This is a genomic window from Ensifer sp. Root142, assembly GCF_001426785.1.
In the GTDB taxonomy this organism is placed as follows: Bacteria; Pseudomonadota; Alphaproteobacteria; order Rhizobiales; family Rhizobiaceae; genus Ensifer; species Ensifer canadensis.
In genome coordinates, this window is the sequence record NZ_LMFK01000034.1 from 1 (window position 1) to 22,167 (window position 22,167).

The 22,167-nt window shown below is 63.0% G+C and carries 17 protein-coding genes; 9 read left to right on the forward strand and 8 right to left on the reverse strand.

From position 1 onward, the window contains the following. Nucleotides 1-304: 304 nt before the first annotated feature. From ASD52_RS24945 to ASD52_RS24970, 6 genes are all read left to right on the forward strand, one after another. Nucleotides 305-1,531 carry an ABC transporter substrate-binding protein gene (locus tag ASD52_RS24945; protein WP_057206504.1) on the forward strand — a complete coding sequence of 409 codons (1,227 nt, stop codon included), beginning with the start codon at nucleotides 305-307 and terminating at the stop codon, nucleotides 1,529-1,531. A gap of 78 nt (nucleotides 1,532-1,609) precedes the next feature. After that, on the forward strand, nucleotides 1,610-3,241 hold the full coding sequence (locus ASD52_RS24950; RefSeq protein ID WP_051509141.1) for an ABC transporter permease: 1,632 nt from the start codon (nucleotides 1,610-1,612) through the stop codon (nucleotides 3,239-3,241). Next, the gene (locus ASD52_RS24955) at nucleotides 3,242-3,907 is read left to right on the forward strand and encodes an ATP-binding cassette domain-containing protein (RefSeq protein WP_025425372.1); all 666 of its coding nucleotides are present in this window, start codon (nucleotides 3,242-3,244) and stop codon (nucleotides 3,905-3,907) included. After that, nucleotides 3,904-6,363 (forward strand): ATP-dependent helicase HrpB, encoded by a 2,460-nt coding sequence (hrpB, locus tag ASD52_RS24960; protein WP_057206502.1) that lies wholly within the window; start codon nucleotides 3,904-3,906, stop codon nucleotides 6,361-6,363. The genes ASD52_RS24955 and hrpB overlap by 4 nt, the downstream gene beginning before the upstream one ends. A 40-nt stretch (nucleotides 6,364-6,403) precedes the next feature. Beyond that, nucleotides 6,404-7,708 (forward strand): ActS/PrrB/RegB family redox-sensitive histidine kinase, encoded by a 1,305-nt coding sequence (locus ASD52_RS24965; protein WP_025425370.1) that lies wholly within the window; start codon nucleotides 6,404-6,406, stop codon nucleotides 7,706-7,708. Nucleotides 7,709-7,791: 83 nt separating this feature from the next. Beyond that, complete coding sequence (locus ASD52_RS24970) at nucleotides 7,792-8,376, forward strand: ActR/PrrA/RegA family redox response regulator transcription factor (RefSeq protein WP_025425369.1); 585 nt, start codon at nucleotides 7,792-7,794, stop codon at nucleotides 8,374-8,376. On the opposite strand, the gene ASD52_RS24975 is transcribed toward ASD52_RS24970, so the two are convergent. Next, nucleotides 8,377-8,916: an MmcB family DNA repair protein gene (locus ASD52_RS24975; protein WP_025425368.1), complete on the reverse strand. Its 540-nt coding sequence runs from the start codon at nucleotides 8,914-8,916 to the stop codon at nucleotides 8,377-8,379. Nucleotides 8,917-9,099: 183 nt separating this feature from the next. Here ASD52_RS24975 and ASD52_RS24980 point away from each other — a divergent pair, with 183 nt between their 5' ends. Together ASD52_RS24980 and ASD52_RS24985 are read left to right on the forward strand one after the other, a co-directional pair. Continuing rightward, complete coding sequence (locus ASD52_RS24980; protein ID WP_057206500.1) at nucleotides 9,100-9,789, forward strand: L,D-transpeptidase; 690 nt, start codon at nucleotides 9,100-9,102, stop codon at nucleotides 9,787-9,789. 269 nt (nucleotides 9,790-10,058) lie between these two features. Further along, nucleotides 10,059-11,996 (forward strand): methyl-accepting chemotaxis protein, encoded by a 1,938-nt coding sequence (locus ASD52_RS24985; RefSeq protein ID WP_057206497.1) that lies wholly within the window; start codon nucleotides 10,059-10,061, stop codon nucleotides 11,994-11,996. 134 nt (nucleotides 11,997-12,130) lie between these two features. Here ASD52_RS24985 and ASD52_RS24990 read toward each other — a convergent pair whose 3' ends face one another. Further along, nucleotides 12,131-14,302 (reverse strand): malate synthase G, encoded by a 2,172-nt coding sequence (locus tag ASD52_RS24990; RefSeq protein WP_057225742.1) that lies wholly within the window; start codon nucleotides 14,300-14,302, stop codon nucleotides 12,131-12,133. 115 nt (nucleotides 14,303-14,417) lie between these two features. Beyond that, a complete protein-coding gene (locus ASD52_RS24995) occupies nucleotides 14,418-16,421 on the reverse strand; it encodes a hydantoinase/oxoprolinase family protein (protein WP_057206506.1) in 2,004 nt (667 codons plus the stop codon). Nucleotides 16,422-16,565: 144 nt separating this feature from the next. Between ASD52_RS24995 and ASD52_RS25000 the strand changes: the two genes are divergently transcribed. After that, nucleotides 16,566-17,186 (forward strand): hypothetical protein, encoded by a 621-nt coding sequence (locus ASD52_RS25000; protein WP_025425364.1) that lies wholly within the window; start codon nucleotides 16,566-16,568, stop codon nucleotides 17,184-17,186. Here ASD52_RS25000 and ASD52_RS25005 read toward each other — a convergent pair. From ASD52_RS25005 to hslV, 5 genes are all read right to left on the reverse strand, one after another. Then, nucleotides 17,140-18,534, reverse strand: a complete 1,395-nt coding sequence (locus tag ASD52_RS25005; protein ID WP_025425363.1) for a cytochrome P450 — start codon at nucleotides 18,532-18,534, stop codon at nucleotides 17,140-17,142. The two genes, ASD52_RS25000 and ASD52_RS25005, sit on opposite strands and share 47 nt — an antisense overlap. A gap of 74 nt (nucleotides 18,535-18,608) precedes the next feature. Beyond that, nucleotides 18,609-19,535 (reverse strand): DUF1402 family protein, encoded by a 927-nt coding sequence (locus ASD52_RS25010; protein WP_057225751.1) that lies wholly within the window; start codon nucleotides 19,533-19,535, stop codon nucleotides 18,609-18,611. A 235-nt stretch (nucleotides 19,536-19,770) separates the two neighbouring features. Beyond that, nucleotides 19,771-21,075: an ATP-dependent protease ATPase subunit HslU gene (gene hslU, locus ASD52_RS25015; RefSeq protein ID WP_025425361.1), complete on the reverse strand. Its 1,305-nt coding sequence runs from the start codon at nucleotides 21,073-21,075 to the stop codon at nucleotides 19,771-19,773. Continuing rightward, nucleotides 21,072-21,593 (reverse strand): GNAT family N-acetyltransferase, encoded by a 522-nt coding sequence (locus tag ASD52_RS25020; protein ID WP_025425360.1) that lies wholly within the window; start codon nucleotides 21,591-21,593, stop codon nucleotides 21,072-21,074. Before ASD52_RS25020 ends, hslU begins: the two co-directional genes overlap by 4 nt. Then, a complete protein-coding gene (hslV, locus tag ASD52_RS25025; protein ID WP_025425359.1) occupies nucleotides 21,583-22,140 on the reverse strand; it encodes an ATP-dependent protease subunit HslV in 558 nt (185 codons plus the stop codon). The genes ASD52_RS25020 and hslV overlap by 11 nt, the downstream gene beginning before the upstream one ends. Nucleotides 22,141-22,167: the final 27 nt, after the last annotated feature.

Sequence of the window (22,167 nt, forward strand, 5' to 3'; positions counted from 1 at the left end):
GAGAGTTATCAACAGCCCGCTCCGCATCACCAGACCAGCAAAACCAAAACCAGAATCATTGGCCAATCGGTCAAAAAGCGTTGCCAAGAGCCAGGGAAACGCCGTCGCTCACGCTTACCTCTCCTTAGGAGCTTCGCAAAAAGGCCGCCCACCCGGCGGAAAACGCCCATCTTCACGGCAAACCGTGCTCATCGAGACTGCCGTCGTTTCACCGAAACGTGACGGTCGCCACCATCGGCGCGCATTGACGCCACAGGCGCTTGGCTTACCTTCGCGCCGAAACACGAATGCGGGGGAGTGCAGCATGATCGGATGGGTAAGACGATGGGCAGCGGCGGTCGTCGCCACACTTAGCCTTGCCTGCCCGGCGGCCGCTTTCGACATCGACAACTGGGCTTCGGTCGTTTCCGAGGCCAAGGGCGAGACGGTTTATTTCAACGCCTGGGGCGGTTCAGCCAATATCAATGCCTATATCGCCTGGGCGGGCGAACAGATGAAGGCGCGCTACGGCGTCAACGTCGTGCATGTAAAACTCGATGACACCGCCAAAGCGGTCGCAACCGTGCTTGCGGAGAAATCGGCGGGCAAGGATGCTGCCGGCACCGTCGATCTCATCTGGATCAATGGCGAGAACTTTGCCGCGATGAAGCGGCAGGGCCTGCTCTTCAGCCCCAGCTGGGCAACCCGGCTTCCGAACTGGGCCTATGTCGACCACGAGACGAAGCCGACAATCCTCACCGACTTCACCGTACCGACGGAAGGGCTCGAAAGCCCTTGGGGCGGCGCCAAACTGGTCTTTTTCTATGACAAGGCCCGCACGCCAACCGCGCAGCTGCCCACATCGGCAAAAGACCTGCTTGGCTGGGCAAAGGCCCATCCGGGACGCTTCTCCTATCCGCAGCCGCCGGATTTCGCCGGCTCCTCGTTCTTGAAGCAGGCGCTGATCGAGCTCATCGATAACAGGAGCAAGTTGCTGAAGCCCGTGGACGAGGCAACGTTTCAACAGGATGTGGCGCCGCTCTTTGCCTATCTCGACCAGCTGACGCCGTTGTTATGGCGCAAGGGAAAGGCCTATCCGCAGAACTACCCCGATATGAAGCAGAAGCTGGCCGACGGGGAACTCGACATCATCTTCGCCTTCAATCCCGCCGAAGCTTCGGCGGCTATCGCCAATGGCGAGCTGCCGGACACCGTCCGCTCCTTCGTCTTTTCCGGCGGAACGCTTGGCAACACCCATTTCGTTGCCATTCCCTATAACGCCAATGCTGGTGCGGGCGCGCTGCTGCTTGCGGATTTCCTGCTCTCTCCCGAGGCGCAGTTGCGCAAACAGGACGCCCAATACTGGGGTGACCCGACGGTGCTGGCGATGGTGAAACTACCGGATGCCGACCGTGCCGCCTTTGCAGCCCTCGATCTCGGGGTGGCGACATTGCCGCCCGATCAGCTCGGCCCGGCGCTTGCCGAACCGCATCCCGACTGGATGACGCGGATCGAAACCGAATGGATCCGCCGATATGGCGCCGCCAATTAACGGCGAGTGCCGGCGCCATCGACGGACATCCCTGTGAGGGACGCCCTGCAGCGGGGCATCGGCACAGGTGTGGCGGTCATGCTGTGCCTGCCGGTTTTGGCTGGTCTCGCCGGCACCCTGCTTCCGGCCTTCGGCTACCTGCCCGCACTCGGCGGTACGCAGCTCACGCTCGGGCATTTCGAGGCGCTGGTCGCCCAGCCGCATATCCTGCGCTCGGCTCTGATCAGTCTGGCGGCAGGGTTGATCAGCACGTTTGTCACCCTGATGGTGGTCTGCACCTTTGTCGCGGGTTTCGCCGGAACGCGACCCTTCGCCTTCATCCAGCATCTGCTTTCACCGCTGCTGGCCGTTCCGCACGCCGCATCGGCATTTGCGATCGCCTTCCTGATCGCGCCGTCCGGTTTTCTCATTCGGCTCGCCTCTCCCGAACTCACCGGCTTCGACCGACCGCCGGACTGGCTCGTGCCGAACGATCCGCTCGGGTTGTCGATGATATCCGGTCTTATTGCCAAGGAGATGCCCTTTCTGCTGCTGGTAATGCTGGCGGCACTGCCGCAGCTGCCCGTGGCGAATGCGCGACGTTTGATGTCAGCTCTCGGCTATGGCCGGGTATCGGGCTTTATCATCGCGCTCTGGCCGCTGCTTTATCGGCAGATCCGCCTGCCTGTCTTCGCGGTGCTGGTCTACTCGACCTCGGTGATCGACGTCGCGATGATCCTTGGGCCCCGATTGCCGCCGACATTGCCGGTACGTATCGCCCAATGGCTGGCCGACGACGACATCGGCGCCCGGTTCCTCGCTTCGGCCGGCGCCGTGCTGCAGCTAGCGCTCGGCCTGTTCGCGATCGTGGTCTGGATCGGCGTCGAACGGCTCGGTCGTCTTTGTCACCGGCGCCTGAGCGCTTCGGGAAAACGCCTGAGTGACGACCGACTTCTTCGCCGGACCGCAGCCGTGATCACGACCTTGTCCGCGGCGTTGATCTTTACCGGGCTCGGCCTGCTGGCGCTCTGGTCGATTGCAGGGCTGTGGCCATTCCCTGATAGTCTGCCGACAAGCCTCACCTTCAGAACATGGCAACGCGCCCTTGGAGGGTTCGCCGGACCTCTGGCCAACACTATCATCATCGCCCTGCTGTCATCGCTCCTCGCACTTGCGATCGCCATCGGCCTGCTATCGCGCAGTGCTCACGGCACCGCCGAGCGCTGGTTTCCCGTCTTCCTGCCATTGCTGGTCCCGGAGATCGCCTTCGTGTTTGGATTGCAGATCCTGGCAGCAATGGCGGGGTTTTCGCCGTCGATCGCCACCGTTGCCGCCGTGCATCTGGTCTTCGTTCTGCCCTATGTGCTTCTGTCACTAGCGCCGCCCTGGCGGGCGCTCGACCGGCGCTACGAACAGGTCGCATCGGGACTGGGTAAATCGCCACTCAAGATCCTCATGACCATTCGACTGCCCATGCTGCTTCGCGCCTGCCTGACGGCATTTGCCGTCGGCTTTGCGGTCTCCGTCAGCCTCTACCTGCCGACCGTGCTGATCGGCGCCGGACGGGTGACGACGATCACCACCGAGGCGGTGGCGCTTTCGTCGGGAGGAGATCGGCGCATCATCGGCGTTTATGCGCTGCTTCAGGCACTGTTGCCGTTTCTCGGTTTTCTCATTGCATCGCTCGTGCCGCAGTTGCTATTCCGCCACCGACGGGCAATGAGGATCTGAATGCGAACGCCAGGCAAGACGATGCCTCTGACTTTGTCCGATGTGACGATCCGGCTGGCCGACCGGCTGCTGCTTTCCGTTTCGGCGACGGTCATGCCCGGCGACGTCCTGACGATCATGGGTCCGTCGGGCTCCGGCAAGTCGACGCTGCTCGCCTATATCGGCGGATTTCTCGACCCTGCCTTTACCGCCAGCGGTGCAGTTCTGCTCGGGCAGGACGATCTGATCGCGCTGCGGCCGCAACAGCGCCACACCGGCATTCTCTTCCAGGATCCGCTGCTGTTCCCGCATCTTTCGGTCGGCGGCAACATCGTCTTTGCCATACCCGAGGCGTTCAAGGACCGAGACGTCAGGCGTCGGATGGCAGAAAACGCGCTCGATGAAGGCGGGCTTGGCGGGTTCTTCGACCGCGACCCGGAGACGCTTTCGGGCGGGCAGAAGGCGCGTGTCGCGCTCCAACGCGTGCTTCTCTCCGAGCCGCGCCTGCTGCTGCTCGACGAGCCTTTTTCCAAACTCGACATGGCCTTGCGCCAGCAAACGCGCGAGCTGGTCTTTGCCAAGGCGCGGTCCGCAGGCCTGCCGACAATCCTCGTGACCCATGACCGCGCGGACGCGGACGCCGCCGGCGGTGCGCTCATCCATATCGGAGCGGAGAGACAATCGTGACGCTTACCCTGCCCGCCTTGCCGGTTCGCGAGGTCCTGCCCGAGATCGCCGAAGCTCTCGACAAGGCCCGCTCCGTCGTGCTTTCGGCGCCACCCGGCGCCGGCAAGACGACGCTCGTGCCGCTGTTCCTGCTCGAGCAACCGTGGCTCGACGGCGGCAAGATCGTCCTGCTCGAACCCCGGCGGCTCGCCGCCCGGGCAGCGGCCGGGCGCATGGCGGAGCTACTCGGCGAGAAAGTGGGCGAAACCGTCGGCTATCGCATGCGACTCGACAACCGGATATCGGCCAAGACCCGGATCGAAGTAGTGACCGAAGGCGTTTTTGCCCGCATGATCCTCGACGATCCGGAGCTGGCGGGCGTCTCCGCGGTTCTCTTCGACGAATTTCACGAACGTTCACTCGATGCCGATTTCGGCCTGGCACTGGCGCTCGACGTCCAGTCTGCGCTGCGCGACGATCTCCGGATCATCGTCATGTCGGCAACACTCGACGTCGAGCGCGTTTCAAAACTGCTCGGTGACGCGACCGTCGTCGAAAGCCAGGGGCGTAGTTTCCCCATCGACATCCGCAACCAGGACCGCGGCGGCGAGAGCGTCGAGGACGCAGTCGTGCGCGCCATCGTCGAGGCGCATCGCAGCGAAGAAGGATCGATCCTCGCCTTTCTGCCGGGACAGGCCGAAATCACCCGGACGGCGGCACGGCTTGCCGACCGGTTTACAGCCGATACGACGGTCGTTCCGCTTTACGGAAACCTGACGCAGAAGGAGCAGGATGCGGCGATCCGGCCGGCGCCGAAAGGCACGCGCAAGATCGTTCTTGCCACCTCGATCGCCGAAACCTCGATCACCATCGACGGCGTGCGGATCGTCATCGACAGCGGCTTGCAGAGACTGCCGGTCTTCGAAGCGTCGACCGGCATCACCCGGCTTGAAACCGTGCGCGTCTCGCGTGCGTCGGCCGATCAGCGCGCCGGCCGAGCCGGGCGAACGGAGCCGGGCATTGCCATCCGCCTCTGGCATGCCGGCCAGACTGCAGCGCTTGCGGCCTTCACGCCGCCGCAGATCCTGGCCAGCGATCTTTCCGGACTGCTGCTCGACATGGCGCACTGGGGCGTCACCGATCCCGCAGCGCTTGCCTTCATCGACCCACCGCCGGAAACGACCCTGATGGAAGCGCGAAAGCTGCTGAGCGAGCTTGGCGCGCTCGATGGTTTCGGCGCGCTGACCCCAAGGGGACGCAAGATCCGTGATCTGGCCCTGCCGCCGCGCCTTGCGGCCATGGCGGTTTCGGCGGCCGAGGAGGGCCAGGGCGAGGCGGCCTGTCTGCTCGCGGTCATGCTGACGGAGCAAGGCCTTGGCGGCAACGCCATCGACCTGGAGGACCGACTGCGCCGCTTTCGCCAGGAGCGCGGCGAGCGCGCCGAAGCCTCGCGCAATCTTGCCCGCCGCATGGCGGCGGAACTCAAAGGGGCGCGAAAGTCGAGCGAACCGGTCCAGCCCGGCGCCTTGCTGATGCACGCCTTCCCGGACCGCATCGCGCTTCAGCGCGGTGGCCGTGGGCGGTTCGTGATGGCAAACGGCCGTGGGGCCGAGATCGCCGAGACCGAGCGCCTCGCTGCGGCAAACATGCTTGTGATCGCCGACCTCACGGGCCGCGCCGGCGGCCAGCGCGTGCTGGCGGCGGCCGAGCTTTCGCGCGCCGACGTCGACGCGCATATGCCCGAAGCGATCGTGCGGGAAGAGCAAAGCGTCTTCGACCGGGCGAGCCGCCAGGTGCGCGCGCGCCGCGTCACCCGGCTGGGTGCGATCATCTTCGAGGAGGCGCCGCTTCCAAGACCGACTGGCGAAAGCGCAGCACGCGCGCTTGCCGATGGCGTTCGCCAGCTTGGACTGGCGGTCCTGCCGTTTTCCAAGGAGGCGATGCAACTGCGCGATCGCATCGGTTTCCTGCATCGCTCGCTCGGCGAACCCTGGCCGGACGTTTCCGACGCAGCCCTGCTTGCGACGCTCGAGGACTGGTTCGTTCCGTTTCAACACGGCGTCACCGCTATCGCCGACATCAAGGCCGGCGCGCTTTCCGAAGGATTGCTGTCGCTGGTCCCGCACGACCGGCAGCGGGAGCTGGCAAAACTGGCACCGACGCATTTCGAGGCGCCGACGGGACAACGGCATCCGATCCACTATGACGGCGACGAACCGCTTCTCTCCATCCGGGTGCAGGAACTCTTCGGGCTCAAAAAACACCCTGCTATCGGCGATGGCCGGCTGCCGCTGCTGCTCGAACTGATTTCGCCCGGCCGGCAGCCGATCCAGACCACGCGTGACCTGCCGGGTTTCTGGGCCGGGTCGTGGCGGGATGTCCGGGCCGACATGCGCGGGCGTTATCCCAAGCACCCCTGGCCGGAGAACCCGGCGGAGGCCGCGCCGACGACACGGGCAAAACCGCGTGGTACATGAGGCAATACCCTTGACGGGGGCCATAGGAACAAGAGCAGGCATGACGGCAGTGGCACTGGAACACAATGATCCGACTTCGAACAGAAGCCTGCGCCTGCAGACGCTCATCCGCCTGCGCTGGCTTGCGGTCGGCGGCCAATCGATCGCCGTCATCATCACAACGCTGTGGCTGCAGTTTCCGCTGCCCTTGCTCTTGTGCCTGGTGCTGATTGCCACATTGGCGCTGGTCAACACCTACCTCACCCTGCGCTTCCCCCCGACGCACCGGTTGCGACCGCCGGCCGCGTTTGCCTTGCTCGGGCTCGATCTCGCGCAGCTGACCGGCCTGCTCTTCATCACCGGCGGGCTTGCCAATCCGTTTGCGCCGCTGCTTTGCGTTCCGGTCATCATTTCCTCGGCCTCGCAGCCGAAGCCGCACAGCATCGTTCTTGCCGGCCTTGCGGTCATCGGTGTGACCGTCCTTGCCTTTTCGCCGTTCCCGCTGCCCTGGTATCCCGGCACGCTTCTCTTGATGCCGCGGGTGCTGACGGCCGGCATCTGGTTCGCGATCGTGTCGATGACGGCCTTTGCCGCGTTCTATACCTACCGCGTCTCGCTCGAAGCGAGCGAACTGTCGGAGGCGTTGACGGCGACCGAGCTCGTGCTCCAGCGTGAAAAACACCTTTCGCAGCTCGACGGCCTGGCGGCGGCCGCTGCCCACGAGCTCGGCACGCCGCTTGCCACGATCAGTGTCGTTGCCAAGGAAATGGAGCGTGAGCTCGGTGACGACCCACGCTTCGGCGAGGACGTGCATCTGCTGCGCAGCCAGAGCGAGCGATGCCGCGACATTCTCAAGCGGCTGACGACGCTGTCCTCCGAAAGCGAAGAGCATATGCGGCTCTTGCCGCTATCCTCGCTGGTCGAGGAAGTGATGGCGCCGCACCGCGAGTTCGGCATTCACATCAATCTTGTCGAAAAGGGTGACAAGGCATCGGAGCCGGTCGGCAACCGCAATGCGGGCATTCTCTACGGGCTCGGCAATCTACTGGAAAATGCGGTCGACTATGCCAAGCAGGAGGTGACCGTGACGGTCGAGCACACCGCCGACCACGTCAAGGTGACGATTGCCGATGACGGCGATGGATTTGCCCCCGATATTCTGATGCGCATCGGCGAACCCTATGTCACGCGCAGGCAGAAGGATGACAGCGCCGGCGGCCTGGGGCTCGGCCTATTCATTGCCAAGACCCTGCTCGAGCGGTCCGGCGCGCGCCTACGCTTCGAGAACGGCGGCGCCGATCGCCCCGGCGCCAAGGTCAGCGTCGAATGGCCGCGTGCGCTGATGGACACGAAACTGGCGAAATGACGTTTGGCAGTTTATTGAACGGGATGACAGGAAACCTATAATCTCGGTGAAAACGTCCCGTTTTTCGCCCAAGGATTGCGAGAATGACCGAAAAATCGACAGCTTCGCCCAGCACGCACGCCCAGGACGCCGAACTGATCGGACCGGACAGAACGCTGCTGCTCGTCGACGATGACGCGCCGTTCCTTCGACGCCTCGCCCGCGCCATGGAAGCGCGCGGCTTTACCGTCGATATCGCCGAGTCCGTTGCCGAAGGCATCGCCAAGGCGAAGGGCAACCCGCCGAAATACGCCGTCATCGATCTGAGGCTCGGCGACGGCAGCGGCCTCGACGTAATCGAGGCGATCCGCAGCCGCCGTGACGACACCCGCATGATCATGCTTACCGGCTACGGCAATATTGCAACGGCCGTGAATGCGGTGAAGCTCGGCGCGGTCGACTACCTCGCCAAGCCTGCCGACGCCGACGACATCTTCGCAGCACTGGTGCAGCGCCAGGGCGAACGGGTCGAACCACCGGAAAACCCGATGTCGGCCGACCGGGTGCGGTGGGAGCATATCCAGCGCGTCTATGAGATGTGCGAGCGCAACGTGTCGGAGACGGCGCGTCGGCTCAACATGCATCGCCGAACGCTGCAGCGGATCCTGGCAAAACGCGCGCCGAAGTAGTCAACCCTCGGCTGACCCGTCGCGGGAGCCGGAAACGATATCGCGAATGGAGTTGCCGAGTTCGCCATTGCGCTCGGCAGCCCACTCCGCCAGCATCAGCCGTTGTGCGGCGGTGCGGGCAAAGAGCTGCAGCACGGACTTGCGGGTTGCCGGTGCAAGCCGGTGTTCCGGTGCCTCGCGAATGATGTGTCCGTCGTAGCCATCCGACAGCAGCAATCCACAATCATCCGGAAAGATATCGAGCGGGACGTCACCATGGGTGGCGAAGAACAGCCGGTCGCAGTGCTGCCGATAATCAGGCCATTTGCGATCGACGCGGAAATCCTCGATCGACGTCTTGATCTCGACGATCCAGATTTCGCCCTTCGCCGACAGCGAGATGAGATCGGCACGCCGGCCGCTGGCGAGCGTCAATTCCGGCAGCACCGCGTGGCGCAATTCCGTGAAAAGCCGCTGAACCCCGCGGCGCACCATGAGCGCGCGATTCGATTGTCGACCGTCCACGAGAGGGTTGTCGTCATGGATAGAGAGAATTGTCATTCGTCTAGACTCTCGTCTGCCACCGCTTTTGTTGCAAAAAAGCCAGCGTCACGGAATTTACACTTTCCCGCCGCCTTGTTGCCACGCAATCCCTTGCATAGCAGCAACTAATCGAAAATAACCGTTGTCACTGATGGTCGGGCCGACCCAGTTTTTCTTCGCTTCTTATTTTAAGAGACTCCTATGCGCTTCCGCAATGCCTTCCTCCTGTGCAGCCTGGCGGCGACACTCGCCGTAGCCGGCTGCTCGACAACTTCGACCAAGTCCGAGACGGCAAGCGGTGAGCCTGCTCCCGTTGCGGAACAGGTCGCTTCGAATCAGATCTTTTCGGGCAATTATGGCGCAGTTGAGGATCACGGTTACGCGCTCCCTGCAGTTCCGATCAACAAGGTCGATGGCCGCTTCCATCGCCAGATCGTCGATTATTCGACGAGCGAGCGTCCCGGCACCATCGTCGTCAACACCCCGAACCGGTTCCTCTACTACGTGCTGCCCGGCGGCAAGGCCGTTCGCTACGGAATCGGCGTCGGCAAGGCCGGCTTTGCATGGGAAGGCGAAGCCTATATCGCCTGGAAGCAGGAATGGCCGATGTGGCACCCGCCGAAGGAAATGGCGGAACGGAAGCCGGAAGTGGCCAAGTATGTCGAGGCAGGCATGGGCCCGGGCCTGAAGAACCCGCTCGGCGCTCGTGCACTCTATCTCTTCAACGACCAGGGCAAGGACACGCTGTTCCGCCTGCATGGCACGCCGGAATGGTCGTCGATCGGCACGGCCGCTTCGTCGGGCTGCATCCGTCTGATGAACCAGGACATCATCGATCTCTACTCCCGCGTTCGTCCGGGCAAGAACGCACGCGTGGTCGTTCAGCAGTAAAACGCGACCAGGATCATGCAATCAGAAAGCCGCCGGATTCCTCGGCGGCTTTTTTGTTGGCCGAACGTCCACGACGATATTTCCTCGACGTCGCTACGCAGAGTTGCCCCGCTTCCGGTGCTTCAAACCAGGGTGGCTGGCTTCCGGTTCCGTTGCGATTATTTGTTCAAAAAACGCGCAAGAAGGCCTGAAATTCAGCGCCTTATTAAGTAAGGATTATCTAATTAATTAAAAAGTGTGGCCGAGAGATACCTAACCAAGGGACCGCCATGCTGATCAAGACCAAGCTCCTGAGTGCGATTGCACTGTTGTCACTCATCGCGATCGGCATTGCCGTCTACAGCCAGCATGCGCTTGCCGAAAACAGCGCGACGATGGATGCGGTCTATGCCGACCGTATCGTTCCCTTGAAAAATCTGAAGGCAACATCGGACGCTTTTGCCGTCTCGATCGTCGATGCGGCGCACAAGGTGCGCAACGGAAACGAGACGATGGAGGCCGGTCTTGCCTCGGTCAACGACGCCCGGCAGGTGATAACCGCCAATTGGGACGCCTATGTCGCGACCTCTATGACACCGGAGGAGCAGAAGCTTGTCGAGAACGCCAAGCAGCAGATGGTGGTCGCGATGGACTCGATCGCAACGCTGACGAAAATCCTGTCTGAGCGTGATTCTGCGGCGCTCGACAGCTTCGTTCGCACCTCGCTTTACGAAACCATCGATCCCTTGACCGAGACCATCTCGGAAATTTCCGACCTTCAGGTGCACTTGTCGGACAAGGTCTTTCAGGAACAGCATCGCGAATTCGAAACGGTGCGAGCTGTCAGCATCGGCATCATCCTGCTCGTTCTCGCGCTGGCTGCTGGAACCTACCTGGTGGTTTCACGTGGCGTCATCGGTCCGCTCGCCAGGCAGATCGGGGCGATGCGCAAGCTGATCGACGGCCATCTCGAAGACGACGGATCGAATGTGACCGGCAAGGACGAAATCGCCGAGATGGCCCGCGCCATCCAGTCGTTCCGGGAAGCGGCCCGATCCAACCTTCGTCTGCAGGCCGAGGCCGAGGAAAGCCGCCGCAATGGCGAAGCGGAACGCACGCGGATGCAGGACGAGGCCGAAGAGGCCGCGCAGCAGAAATTGATCCAGGCGACGTCAGGCCTTGCGACCGGCTTGCAGCGGCTGGCCGACGGCGATCTCGCCGTGCGGCTGGAGGAACCCTTCTCCGCAGAGTTCGAGCAGTTGCGTCACGACCTCAACAAGGCCGCCGCGCAGCTCAACGATGCCATGCTCGCCGTCGCTGACAGCGCCGGCAATATCGGCATGGGCACCCGCGAAATCAGCCAGAGCGCCGACGACCTGTCGAAACGCACGGAGCAACAGGCGGCATCCCTGGAGGAAACGGCAGCGGCCCTCGACCAGATCACCGCCAATGTCAGCAATTCCTCGCGCCGGACGGAGGAAGCCCGCGACGTGGCAGGCGAAGCAAAGACCAGCGCGACGCAGTCGGCCGTCGTCGTGGCCAATGCCGTCGAGGCGATGCGGCGGATCGAAGAATCATCCAGTCAGATTTCCAGCATCATCGGTGTGATCGATGAGATCGCCTTTCAGACCAACCTTTTGGCGCTGAACGCCGGCGTCGAGGCAGCGCGGGCGGGCGACGCCGGCAAGGGATTTGCGGTCGTGGCGCAGGAAGTGCGCGAACTGGCGCAGCGTTCGGCAAAGGCAGCCAAGGAAATCAAGGAACTGATTCGCAGCTCCAGCTCCGAAGTCGAGAGCGGGGTGCGGCTGGTGCGCGACACCGGCGAGGCGCTCAAGACCATCGAGGCGCACGTCATCACCATCAACGAGCATATGGCTGCCATCGCCACCTCGGCCCGGGAACAGTCGGTAGGGCTGGCCGAGGTCAATACCGCCGTCAACCAGATGGATCAGGTGACGCAGCGCAACGCCGCCATGGTCGAGGAGGCGAATGCCGCGTCGGCGACGCTTGCCCAGGAAGGCACGAACCTTCGCGCCCTGATCGGAAGGTTCCAACTTTCCGGGGAAACCCGTGCCGCGGCCAAGCCAGAGGCGCGGCGGACGCCGCCCCGCGCCGTCACGCCCCAACAGCACGCGAACATCGGAAACCGACCGCCTGCGGTACGATCGGCTGGGTATGCGGTGCAGGGCAACGCGGCCTTGTCCACCGAAGGCTGGGCCGAGTTCTGATCTACAGCGTTTCCGCCCCAAACGGAGGCACGGAAACGCCCTATGTCTTTGGTTTTTCGCGTTTCCGGACGGAAAACCGCTTCGCAGTTTTCCTGGAAAGTCTCCGGCGTTGATGAAGCCCGGCGCCGCCTTGATCAGGCGGCCAGCCGGGCCTTCAACTCGCGGCGACGGCGATGCAGGACCGGTTCGGTATAACCGTTCGGCTGCTCGCGGCCCTTGAGCACCAGCTCGAGCGCTGCCTGGAAGGCAATCGAGCCGTCAAAATTGCCGGCCATCGCTGCATACTGTGCATCATCGGCGTTCTGGCCGTCGACGACGGCGGCCATGCGCTCCATCGTCTCGACCACCTGCGCCTCGGTGACGACGCCGTGATGCAACCAGTTCGCCATGTGCTGCGCCGAGATGCGCAGAGTGGCACGATCCTCCATCAGGCCGACATTGTTGATGTCGGGCACCTTGGAGCAACCGACGCCCTGATCGACCCAGCGCACGACGTAGCCGAGAATGCCCTGCGCGTTGTTATCGAGCTCGCGCTGGATTTCCTCTGGCGTCCAGTTCGGACGGGTCGCGACCGGAACCGACAGTATATCGCTGAGCTTGGCCCGTGCCCGGCTCTTCAAGCCGGCCTGAACGTCGGCGACATTGACCCGGTGATAATGCGTAGCGTGCAGGGTCGCAGCCGTCGGCGACGGCACCCAGGCGGTATTGGCACCCGCCTTCGGGTGGGCGACCTTCTGCTCCAGCATCGCCGCCATCAGGTCCGGCATGGCCCACATGCCCTTGCCGATCTGCGCATGGCCGGAAAGCCCGCATTCGAGACCGATGTCGACGTTCCAGTTTTCGTAAGCGCCGATCCAGGCGGCCTGTTTCATGTCGCCCTTGCGGATCATCGGACCGGCTTCCATCGAAGTGTGGATCTCGTCGCCGGTGCGATCGAGGAAACCGGTGTTGATGAAGACGACGCGTTCGCGCGCGGCGCGGATGCACTCCTTGAGATTGACCGTCGTGCGGCGCTCCTCGTCCATGATGCCCATCTTCATGGTGTTGGCGGGCATGCCGAGTGCCGCCTCGACGCGCGAGAAGATCTCGCAGGCGAAAGCGACTTCTTCCGGCCCATGCATCTTCGGCTTGACGACATAGATTGAGCCGTCGCGGGAGTTCATGCGGCGGCCGCCCTGGCCGATATCGTGCAGAGCGATCAGCGCGGTTGCCATCGCGTCCATGATGCCTTCCGGCACCTCGTTTCCGTCGCGATCAAGGATAGCCGGATTCGTCATCAGGTGACCGACGTTGCGCACCAGCATCAACGAGCGGCCTGGCAAGGTCAGCGTGCCCCCACTTGGCGCCGTGTAGACGCGATCGGCGTTGAGGCGGCGCATGAAGCTGCGGCCGCCCTTGGCGACTTCCTCCTCGAGATCGCCCTTCATCAGGCCGAGCCAGTTGCGGTATACGACGACCTTGTCTTCGGCATCGACCGCCGCAACCGAATCTTCGCAGTCCATGATGGTGGTGATCGCGGATTCGAGAATGACGTCGGAAATATGAGCCGGGTCATCCTTGCCGATCGGAGTCGTCGCATCGAGAACGACGACGGCATGCAGATTGTTGTGCCGGAGAACGATCTGCGACGGCGCTTCGTGCGAACCCGCAAAGCCGGCAAACTGCTCGGAGTTGCGAAGCGTCGTCTTCGCTCCGCCCGCAAGCGCAACCGAAAGGCTGCCGGAAGCAATCTTCAGCGACGCAACATCCGCCCAGCTGCCGCTTTCCAGCGGCGCGCTTGCATTGAGGAAGTCGCGCGCCCAGGCAATGACCTTGGTGCCGCGCTTGGGATTGTAGCCGCGTCCCTTTTCCGCACCGCCTTCGTCGGAAATGGCATCGGTGCCGTAGAGGGCGTCATAGAGCGAACCCCAGCGTGCGTTGGCGGCGTTGAGGGCATAGCGTGCATTCATGACGGGAACGACGAGCTGCGGACCGGCGATCGTAGCGATTTCAGGATCGACATTATCAGTCGAAACAGAAAACTCGGGGCCCTCAGGCAGGAGATAACCTATCTCCTTCAGAAAGCCCTGGTAGGCTTCGAGGTCGCTCGGCGCGCCATTTTCGCGATACCAGGCATCGATCCTGGCCTGCAGATCGTCGCGCTTGGCAAGCAAGGCGCGGTTCTTCGGCGCGAGGTTATGGACGATCTCCGACAGCGCGGAAAAAAACCGCTCGGCGTCGACGCCGGTGCCCGGCATCGCCTCGTCGACCAGAAAGCCATGCAGACCTGCATCGATCTTCAATCCGTATTTCTCAATGCGGTCCATCTTTTTACTCCTTGAAACAGGCCACTCGCGCGCGTGAAAGGCCGGCAGTTTCTCACCAATTCATTCCCTGTCAATTCAGCAAGGATGCGAAGAATTATTTCCAAAATCGAAAAGATCAGCCATGGGCAATGCGCGGCCTGCCGCTCGCCGACGCGATGAAACGTGCCTCGACCAGCTTGCGGCTTCCTTCGACCTCGGGAGCGTCGATTTCTTCTCGCAGCATCGAAGCCGGCTCGTCGGCACCGTTGGTGCGTGCCGCCTCAAGCGCCATCGTCTCGGCGCGACGGCGGGCCGCTGAAAAGGCCTGGTCCTGATCGAGAAAACGCTCGCTCACCCCTGCTCCGTTGACGATGAAAATGCCCTCTTCCGGCGTGGTGACGAACACGGTGACGGTTGCCCGCACCTGGCCGACAACCGCACCGACGGCATTTGCGACATCGGCCTCATCAGGGATGGATGGCTCGGTGCCAAGCATGTCGGCAATGGCGGGATAATAGACCGGGGCCGAAGCCCCCAAACCGACGAGCGGGCGATCGAGACCGATCGAAAACCGCACGATACCAGGCGCGCGGGTCAGAGCACGATCGACTGCCTGCGAGACCGCCGGGTCGATGGCCCCTGCCCCGTCTTCGCCGAGACAGGCCTGCAGGATGACTTCGCACGATTGGCGCGTGACGCGATCGACGATCATCTCGGCCATCGCCTCGGCAGATGCAGCAATCGGCTGGCCGGAGCCGTCGCGGATGCGCGCTGCCAGTTCGATGCCGAGACGGGCAGCCTCGACGCTCCATTGCGACTGCCTGCCGAGCACATGCATTGCATCGGAGGGCGTCAGGCCGCAGATATGCACCAGGCCGCGTGCCACCAGCCGGTCCAGCGTTGCCCGCTGCGGCGTCGAGGTCAGCAGGTTTTCAAGCGAGATCGGCACTGTGCCGATGCGCTCGTAGAGCGCCTGCTCCTGTGGCTGCAGACCGCTCGCCAGATGGTCGGGTAGACCGGTGCGAACAGCCAGGCGGCCGTTGTTGCGGCCGGCATGTTGCGCCCGCAGTTGTTTTTCCAAAACGGACAGCACCGCATCGCCATGCAGCGCCGCCGCGAGGCTGAGCGGCATCAACCGCCTCGGCCCAAGGTCGATCTTCGCCTTCAGCCCACGATCATTGATGCGGACCTCCGAATCGCCGCCAAGGCCATAGGTGCGCATCGCCACCGCCTCGACCATGGTGCGGAAACCGCCGACCACCGCACCTTCGCCATCGAGCCGCGGACGACCGCGGTCAAGTACCGCGACATCCGTCGTCGTGCCGCCGATATCCGAGACCACGGCATTGTCGAGGCCGGTCAGGTGCCGCGCACCGACAAGGCTGGCGGCAGGGCCGGAAAGGATCGTCTCGATCGGCCGAAGTCTTGCCTCCTCGGCCGAGATCAAGGCGCCATCGCCGCGCACAACCATCATGGGCACATCGATGCCGCGGGACTTCAAAAAGCCCTCGCACGAGCCGATCAGGCGATCGATCATCGAGACGAGCCGGGCGTTCAGCAGTGTCGTCAGCGCCCGGCGCGGGCCGCCGAGCTTGGACGAAAGCTCATGGCTGCAGGTAACCGGCAGATGCGAGACTTCGCGGATGCGGTCGCGCACCCGCTTCTCGTGATCCGGATTGCGGACGGCAAAATAGCCGGCGATCGCAAAGGAGGAAACCTGATTGGCCAAGGTCGGCAGGGCCTCATCGAGCGCGGTCATGTCGAGCGGCGTCTCGCCGCCGTGAACGTTGTGACCGCCCGGCAGGAAGATCACCGGATCGGAGCCGAGCGCATCCTGCAGCCCGTCACGCTTGAGATCGTCTGGCCCGAAGCCGATCATCACCAGGCCGGCACGGCCGCCCTGGCCCTCGACGAGCGCGTTGGTCGCAAGCGTGGTCGACAGGGATACGAGGCCGATGGCGGAAGCCGGGACGCCGGCCTTCTCCAAGACGGATTCCACCGCGCCGGAAATCCCGACGGCCAGATCGTGGCGGGTCGTCAGCGCCTTTGCCTTGGCGACGACACCCGCCGTTTCGCTGAAGAGAACGGCGTCGGTGTAGGTTCCGCCGGTATCGATGCCGAGAAGAAAATGGGACGTCAATTCAAGCCAGTCCAGTGTTTCGGCCCGGGGTAGCGCCGGGTTCAATGGGGATCGATCCGGTGATATGACATATTGGAAGAGAAGGCCATCGTGTCGCGGACATTCGCAGTCAGCAGAGCGACACGATACGAACGGGGGTGCGGCATGACGTTTTCCAGAGCTTCGGCAGTCGCCGGCATTCTTGCGGCAGGTCTGCTCTTCGCCCAGCCGGGCGGCGCGCAGGACGCCGTGGAGGAGGAATACAAGCCGCAACTGCCCGACGTCTCGATCTACAAGGCGATGCTCGACGCCAACAAGCAGACCGGGTGGATCCAGTTTCGCAACTACGACGACCGGCAGCTGATCTATTTTACCGCGCTGCAGACGATGCATTGCCGGCTATCGGAAATCCGCTACTCGATCAACTCGGACGCTCTCGACAAGCGCTTCCCCTTGGCAAAATGCAATCCGCAGATCCCCTTCAACCTGCCCGCCGACGAAACGGCCGAGTATGTCTACATCTCGCTGCCCGCAAACGAGGCCAAGACATTGACGATCCAGGCGGTGTGGGACGACGGTGCCGGCAGCGAGATCGTCGTCTACAAGCCCTGCGACAATGTCGGGGATGCGACCTGCGCCGCGATCAAGACCATCAAGAAGCCATCGAAGCTGTTGCCGCAGCCGATGCCGGCGGATTCGCCGGTGCGTGGCGTGCAATCGGCTATTCCCGGCAAGACCTTCAGCGAGCCGAAACCCGCATCGGCAAGCCGCCCCGCGGTTGAGTAGTCAGCCTCTGCACCGGCCAGGGCCGGGTCTCGTCGGTGACGTCGAAACGGAACCGATGCATCAGGACGGCAAGCGCAATGACCGCCTCCTGCAGCGCGAAGGTCGCGCCGATGCAGATGCGCGGTCCGGCGCCGAAAGGCAGATACTGAAAACGATGCAGCTTCTCGCGGTTTTCCGGCAGGAAACGCTCGGGCATGAAGGCGCGCGGCCGGTCCCAGTAGAGCACGTGACGGTGCAACGTCCACGGCATCACCAGAACCGCGATGCCCTTGGGTATCCTGACGCGCTCGCCGGACGGTGACGTCCATTCGTCCTCCTCGATGGCGGCGCGATTGATCGACGGCGCCGGCGGGTAGAGACGCATCGCCTCCTCGAAGGCCGCCAGCACATGCGGCATCAGGTTCAGCCATTCGACCGGTTCGGCACCGCTCTTGAGCACGGTGTCGATCTCCGCCTCCATCGTCTCGCGGAAAGCCGGCGTGTTGGCGACGCAATAGAGCGTCCAGGCCAACGCCCGGGCAGTGGTCTCATGCCCGGCGCCGATGAAGGTGAGGATATTGTCCTCGATCTCTTGCGTCGAAAGGCCGTTTGCGCCCTCCGTCTGCAGCAGCAATGTGAGGAAATCGTTGGGCGTGCCTGCTGGGTCCGTCGCCATGCGCTGGCGCCTCATCGCCATCGTTTCCGAGACGATCGACCGGAACCGGTTCATGACCTTCTTGCCGCCGATGCGGGTCAATCGCGGCAGCCATTCCGGCGCCAGCAGGATATCCATCGGATCGACGCGCCCCATGCGGTGCAGAAGCTCTTCTACACTCTGGACGAAGCCCTCCCTTTCGACGGCGACCTCACCGGAAAACAGCGTTTCCGCCAGGATATCGAAGGTCAGTTCGGTCATGTCGCTGGCGACATTGGTGGTGAACGGCTTCACCTTCGCGTGCGCGTAGCGTTCGACGAACTCTTCCGACCGGCGCAGCATCTGCCCGGCGAATCCCTTGGCGTGGCGCGGGGTAAAAACCGGCGCAATGGCCTTGCGCGACCGTTTCCAGATCTCGCCTTCGGCCGTCAGAAGACCGTCACGCAGGATCGGGCGGAGGATCAGCCGCCGAACCTTCGACATCTCATAGTTGCTGACGTTTTCGACGAGGATATAGCGGATGAGGCCGGGATCGTTGACGATCAGGGTGCGCTGCGTGATGAACTTGGTCTCGATCCACGGCAGCGTGTAGGACGGCTCGCCCCAGAGTTCGAGCGGATTGCGCAGAACAGTCTTGATGATCTTCAGGTAGGACGGCACGCCGACCCGAGGAATGGGAGCCGGTGGTTCGAAGGGCTCCGGACGCATGTCCATGGTGATAGGCCTTTCTCGATTGCGCCAGGATTTCAGGTTTTTACGGCGCAATCAAGGAAAGTGCTTCACATGAATCACAACAGGCCTTCGAGCTCCACGAGCTTGTCGTTCACCAGCCAGCCGTAATAGTTTTCTTCGGGCCACTGGGTCTCGCCGCCCTGGTTCCTGGCGGCAAGGGCTGCTGCGCGTTGGTCCGGATTGCCGACATTGTAAAGCGTGGCGGTGACGCCGGGATTGCCTGAAATATCGACGCCGGCGATCGACTTGTAGACGTCGATCGAGTGGCGGATCGAGGCGGCCATATAGGCGAGCGAGACATCAGGATCCATGATCGCCTCGTAGACCCCGGCGGCGTTGTTCTCGTCGAGCCGTTCGTAGCCCGACGTCTTCGAGACGATATCGGTCAGCATCAGGGCGGTCAGCGGATTGATCTGCCCGAGGCCAAAGGTCTGGCCGGCAAAGAACGGCTGGAAGAAAACGGCGCTGAAACGGTTGTTCGGGAAGGACTTGCCGCCGACGGACTTGCCGCGGAATTCGCTGTCCCAGACCCGCTCGCGGCAGCTCCACAGCGAATAGGAGCTCTTCTTTCCGGTGCAGTCGGCAAATTGCGGGCGGGCGACGAACTCAGCCACCGTCTCGCCGTCATAGCCGAACTGGAAGCTGTTGCCGGCATAGGCTGCAGCCTTGACGTAGTAGGACTGCAGCCGATCGTAGGCATCGACATTGTAGGTATGTTCGCCGACGATGGCGCCGATCATGTGGATCGGTGCGATGCCATAGGCGCGCGACGTCGACTTGATCTTGCTGATCAGCTGCCGGTCATTGGCGAGCAGATCCCGCACCTTCTCGAATTTGGCATCGAAGGACGTGCGGCCGGCCTTGGTGCGGCGAACGGATGCGCCCGGGATGCCGGGTTGTTCGACGTTCCGGTTGCCCGGCGGAACAACATTGGCCGCCATCGTCTGGCCTGCGGTCAGGCAAAACGTGGCAATAGCGAGCATGCAGGCGGTAAAACGCACGATCTCTTCTTCCTATGAACGGTGGAGACGCCCTATCCGGCGGTGCGGCTCCTACGACAGGATCGTGTCGGAAAGATGCCTCCGGCCACGATCGATTGCGGTTTCCGTGTTAGAAAAAATGAAGGCGCCTGTCGAGAGACAGGCGCCTTGCATCTTCACGGTTGCCTGACGGCAAAGGATTGCCGCCACCTCCGCGTTACAGGATGCAACGCGTGCGTCACAGGATGTAACGCGACAGGTCGGTGTTGGCGGCGAGATCGCCGACGTGCTTGCGCACATATTCGGCATCGATCGTGATAGCCTGGCCAGCGCTATCCGGCGCATTGAACGAGATTTCATCCAGCACGCGCTCCATCACCGTCTGCAGCCGGCGGGCGCCGATGTTCTCGACGCTCGAGTTGAGCTGGACTGCCACGTCGGCAAGCGCATCGATGGCATCGTCGGTGAAGTCGAGTTTCACTTCTTCCGTCTCAAGCAGAGCCTTGTACTGACGGATGAGGCTCGCCTCGGTCTCCGTCAGGATGCGGCGGAAGTCTTCCTTGGTCAGGGCACGCAGCTCGACGCGGATCGGCAGGCGGCCCTGCAGTTCGGGCAGAAGATCGGAAGGCTTCGACACATGGAAGGCGCCCGAGGCGATGAAGAGAATGTGATCGGTCTTTACCGGTCCATACTTGGTCGCAACCGTCGTGCCTTCCACCAGCGGCAGCAGATCGCGCTGAACGCCTTCGCGCGATACGCCGGCACCCATGCCGCCTTCACGCGATGCGATCTTGTCGATCTCGTCGAGGAAGACGATGCCGTCGTCCTCGACCGCCCTCATCGCCTCGCGCTGGATCTGCTCGTTGTCGAGCAGCTTGTCGGACTCGTCGTTGACGAGCACCTCATAGGAAGCCTTGACCGTCGTCTTGACCTTCTTGGTGCGTGCGCCCATCGCCTTGCCGAACATTTCCGACAGGTTGAGTACACCGATATTGGCGCCCGGCATGCCCGGAATTTCGAAGCCGCCCGGCGCGCCGGTCTCGGCGATATCGACCTCGATCTCCTTGTCGTCCAGTTCGTTGGCGCGCAGCTTCTTGCGGAAGGAATCGCGCGTTGCCGGCGAGGCCGTGGCGCCGACCAGCGCGTCAAGCACCCGCTCCTCGGCATTCTGGTGCGCCCTTGCCTTGACCTCCGCCCGGCGCTTTTCGCGCACGAGACCGATGCCGACCTCGACGAGGTCGCGGATGATCTGTTCGACATCGCGGCCGACATAGCCGACTTCGGTGAACTTGGTCGCCTCGACCTTGACGAAGGGTGCACCGGCAAGCTTTGCCAGACGGCGGGAGATTTCCGTCTTGCCGACACCGGTCGGCCCGATCATCAGAATATTCTTCGGCATGACCTCGTCACGCAACTCGTCGCCGAGCTGCTGGCGCCGCCAGCGGTTGCGCAGCGCAATCGCCACCGCGCGCTTGGCGTCGTTCTGGCCGATGATGAACCGGTCGAGTTCCGACACGATTTCCCTAGGTGAAAAAGTACTCATGTATTCCTCTCAAACTCGGTCCGCGTCAGCTCCATCAGGAGTGTGCGGCCGGACGCATCTATCCATTCGCCAAAGGGCACGAAGCCAGCTTTCGCATAGGCCCTCACGGCCCTTCTGTTGCCCGCATCGGGGTCGATCACGATCCGTGGTGCGCCGGCGGCAAAAAGCGTCTGCGCAAAGGCCCTCAAGGCCAGCGACGCCACGCCTTTTCCGGTCATCTCCGGCGGGCCGATGAAGATATCGACGCCGGGGACATCGCCGGGCAGATCCTTCGCCCACGGCTCTTCGTCATATTCGGACGGTGTCCAGGACTGGATGTAGCCGGCGGGCTCGCCGGCTACATGGAAGATGAAGCCATCCACTTCGCCCGTGGCGCAGCCGTCGCGGATCAACACGACTTCCTTGTCCGGATCACCCCACCATTGCCGCACATGCGGCTCGCTCAACCAGGCATGCAGCATCGGCAGGTGGTCATCGGCCACCCGTTCGAAGCTGACATGAACCTGGTCAGTTGCCATCCAGCGTCTCCACCACGATATTGTGGTTGGTATAGACGCAGATGTCGCCTGCGATCTCGAGCGCCCGGCGGGCGATTTCTTCGGCCGACTTGTCGCTGTCCATCAGGGCGCGGGCCGCGGCAAAGGCATAGTTGCCGCCCGAGCCGATGGCGATCGTTCCATGTTCCGGCTCCAGCACGTCGCCATTGCCGGTAATCGCCAGCGTGATCGACTTGTCGGCGACCAGCATCATCGCTTCGAGATTGCGCAAATACTTGTTGGTGCGCCAATCCTTGGCGAGTTCCACTGCCGCGCGCATCAACTGGTCGGGATATTGCTCCAGCTTGGCTTCGAGCCGCTCCAGAAGCGTGAAGGCATCGGCCGTCGCCCCGGCAAAGCCGGCGATAACGTCGCCCTTGGCGAGACGCCGTACCTTGCGGGCATTGCTCTTCATCACCGTCTGGCCAAGGCTGACCTGGCCGTCGCCGGCCATCACCACCTTGCCGTCCTTGCGCACCGTGATGATGGTGGTCGCATGCATCGTTCCGTAGGGATTGTGTTCACTCATTGAAGATACCTGTCGGCCCCAGAACCA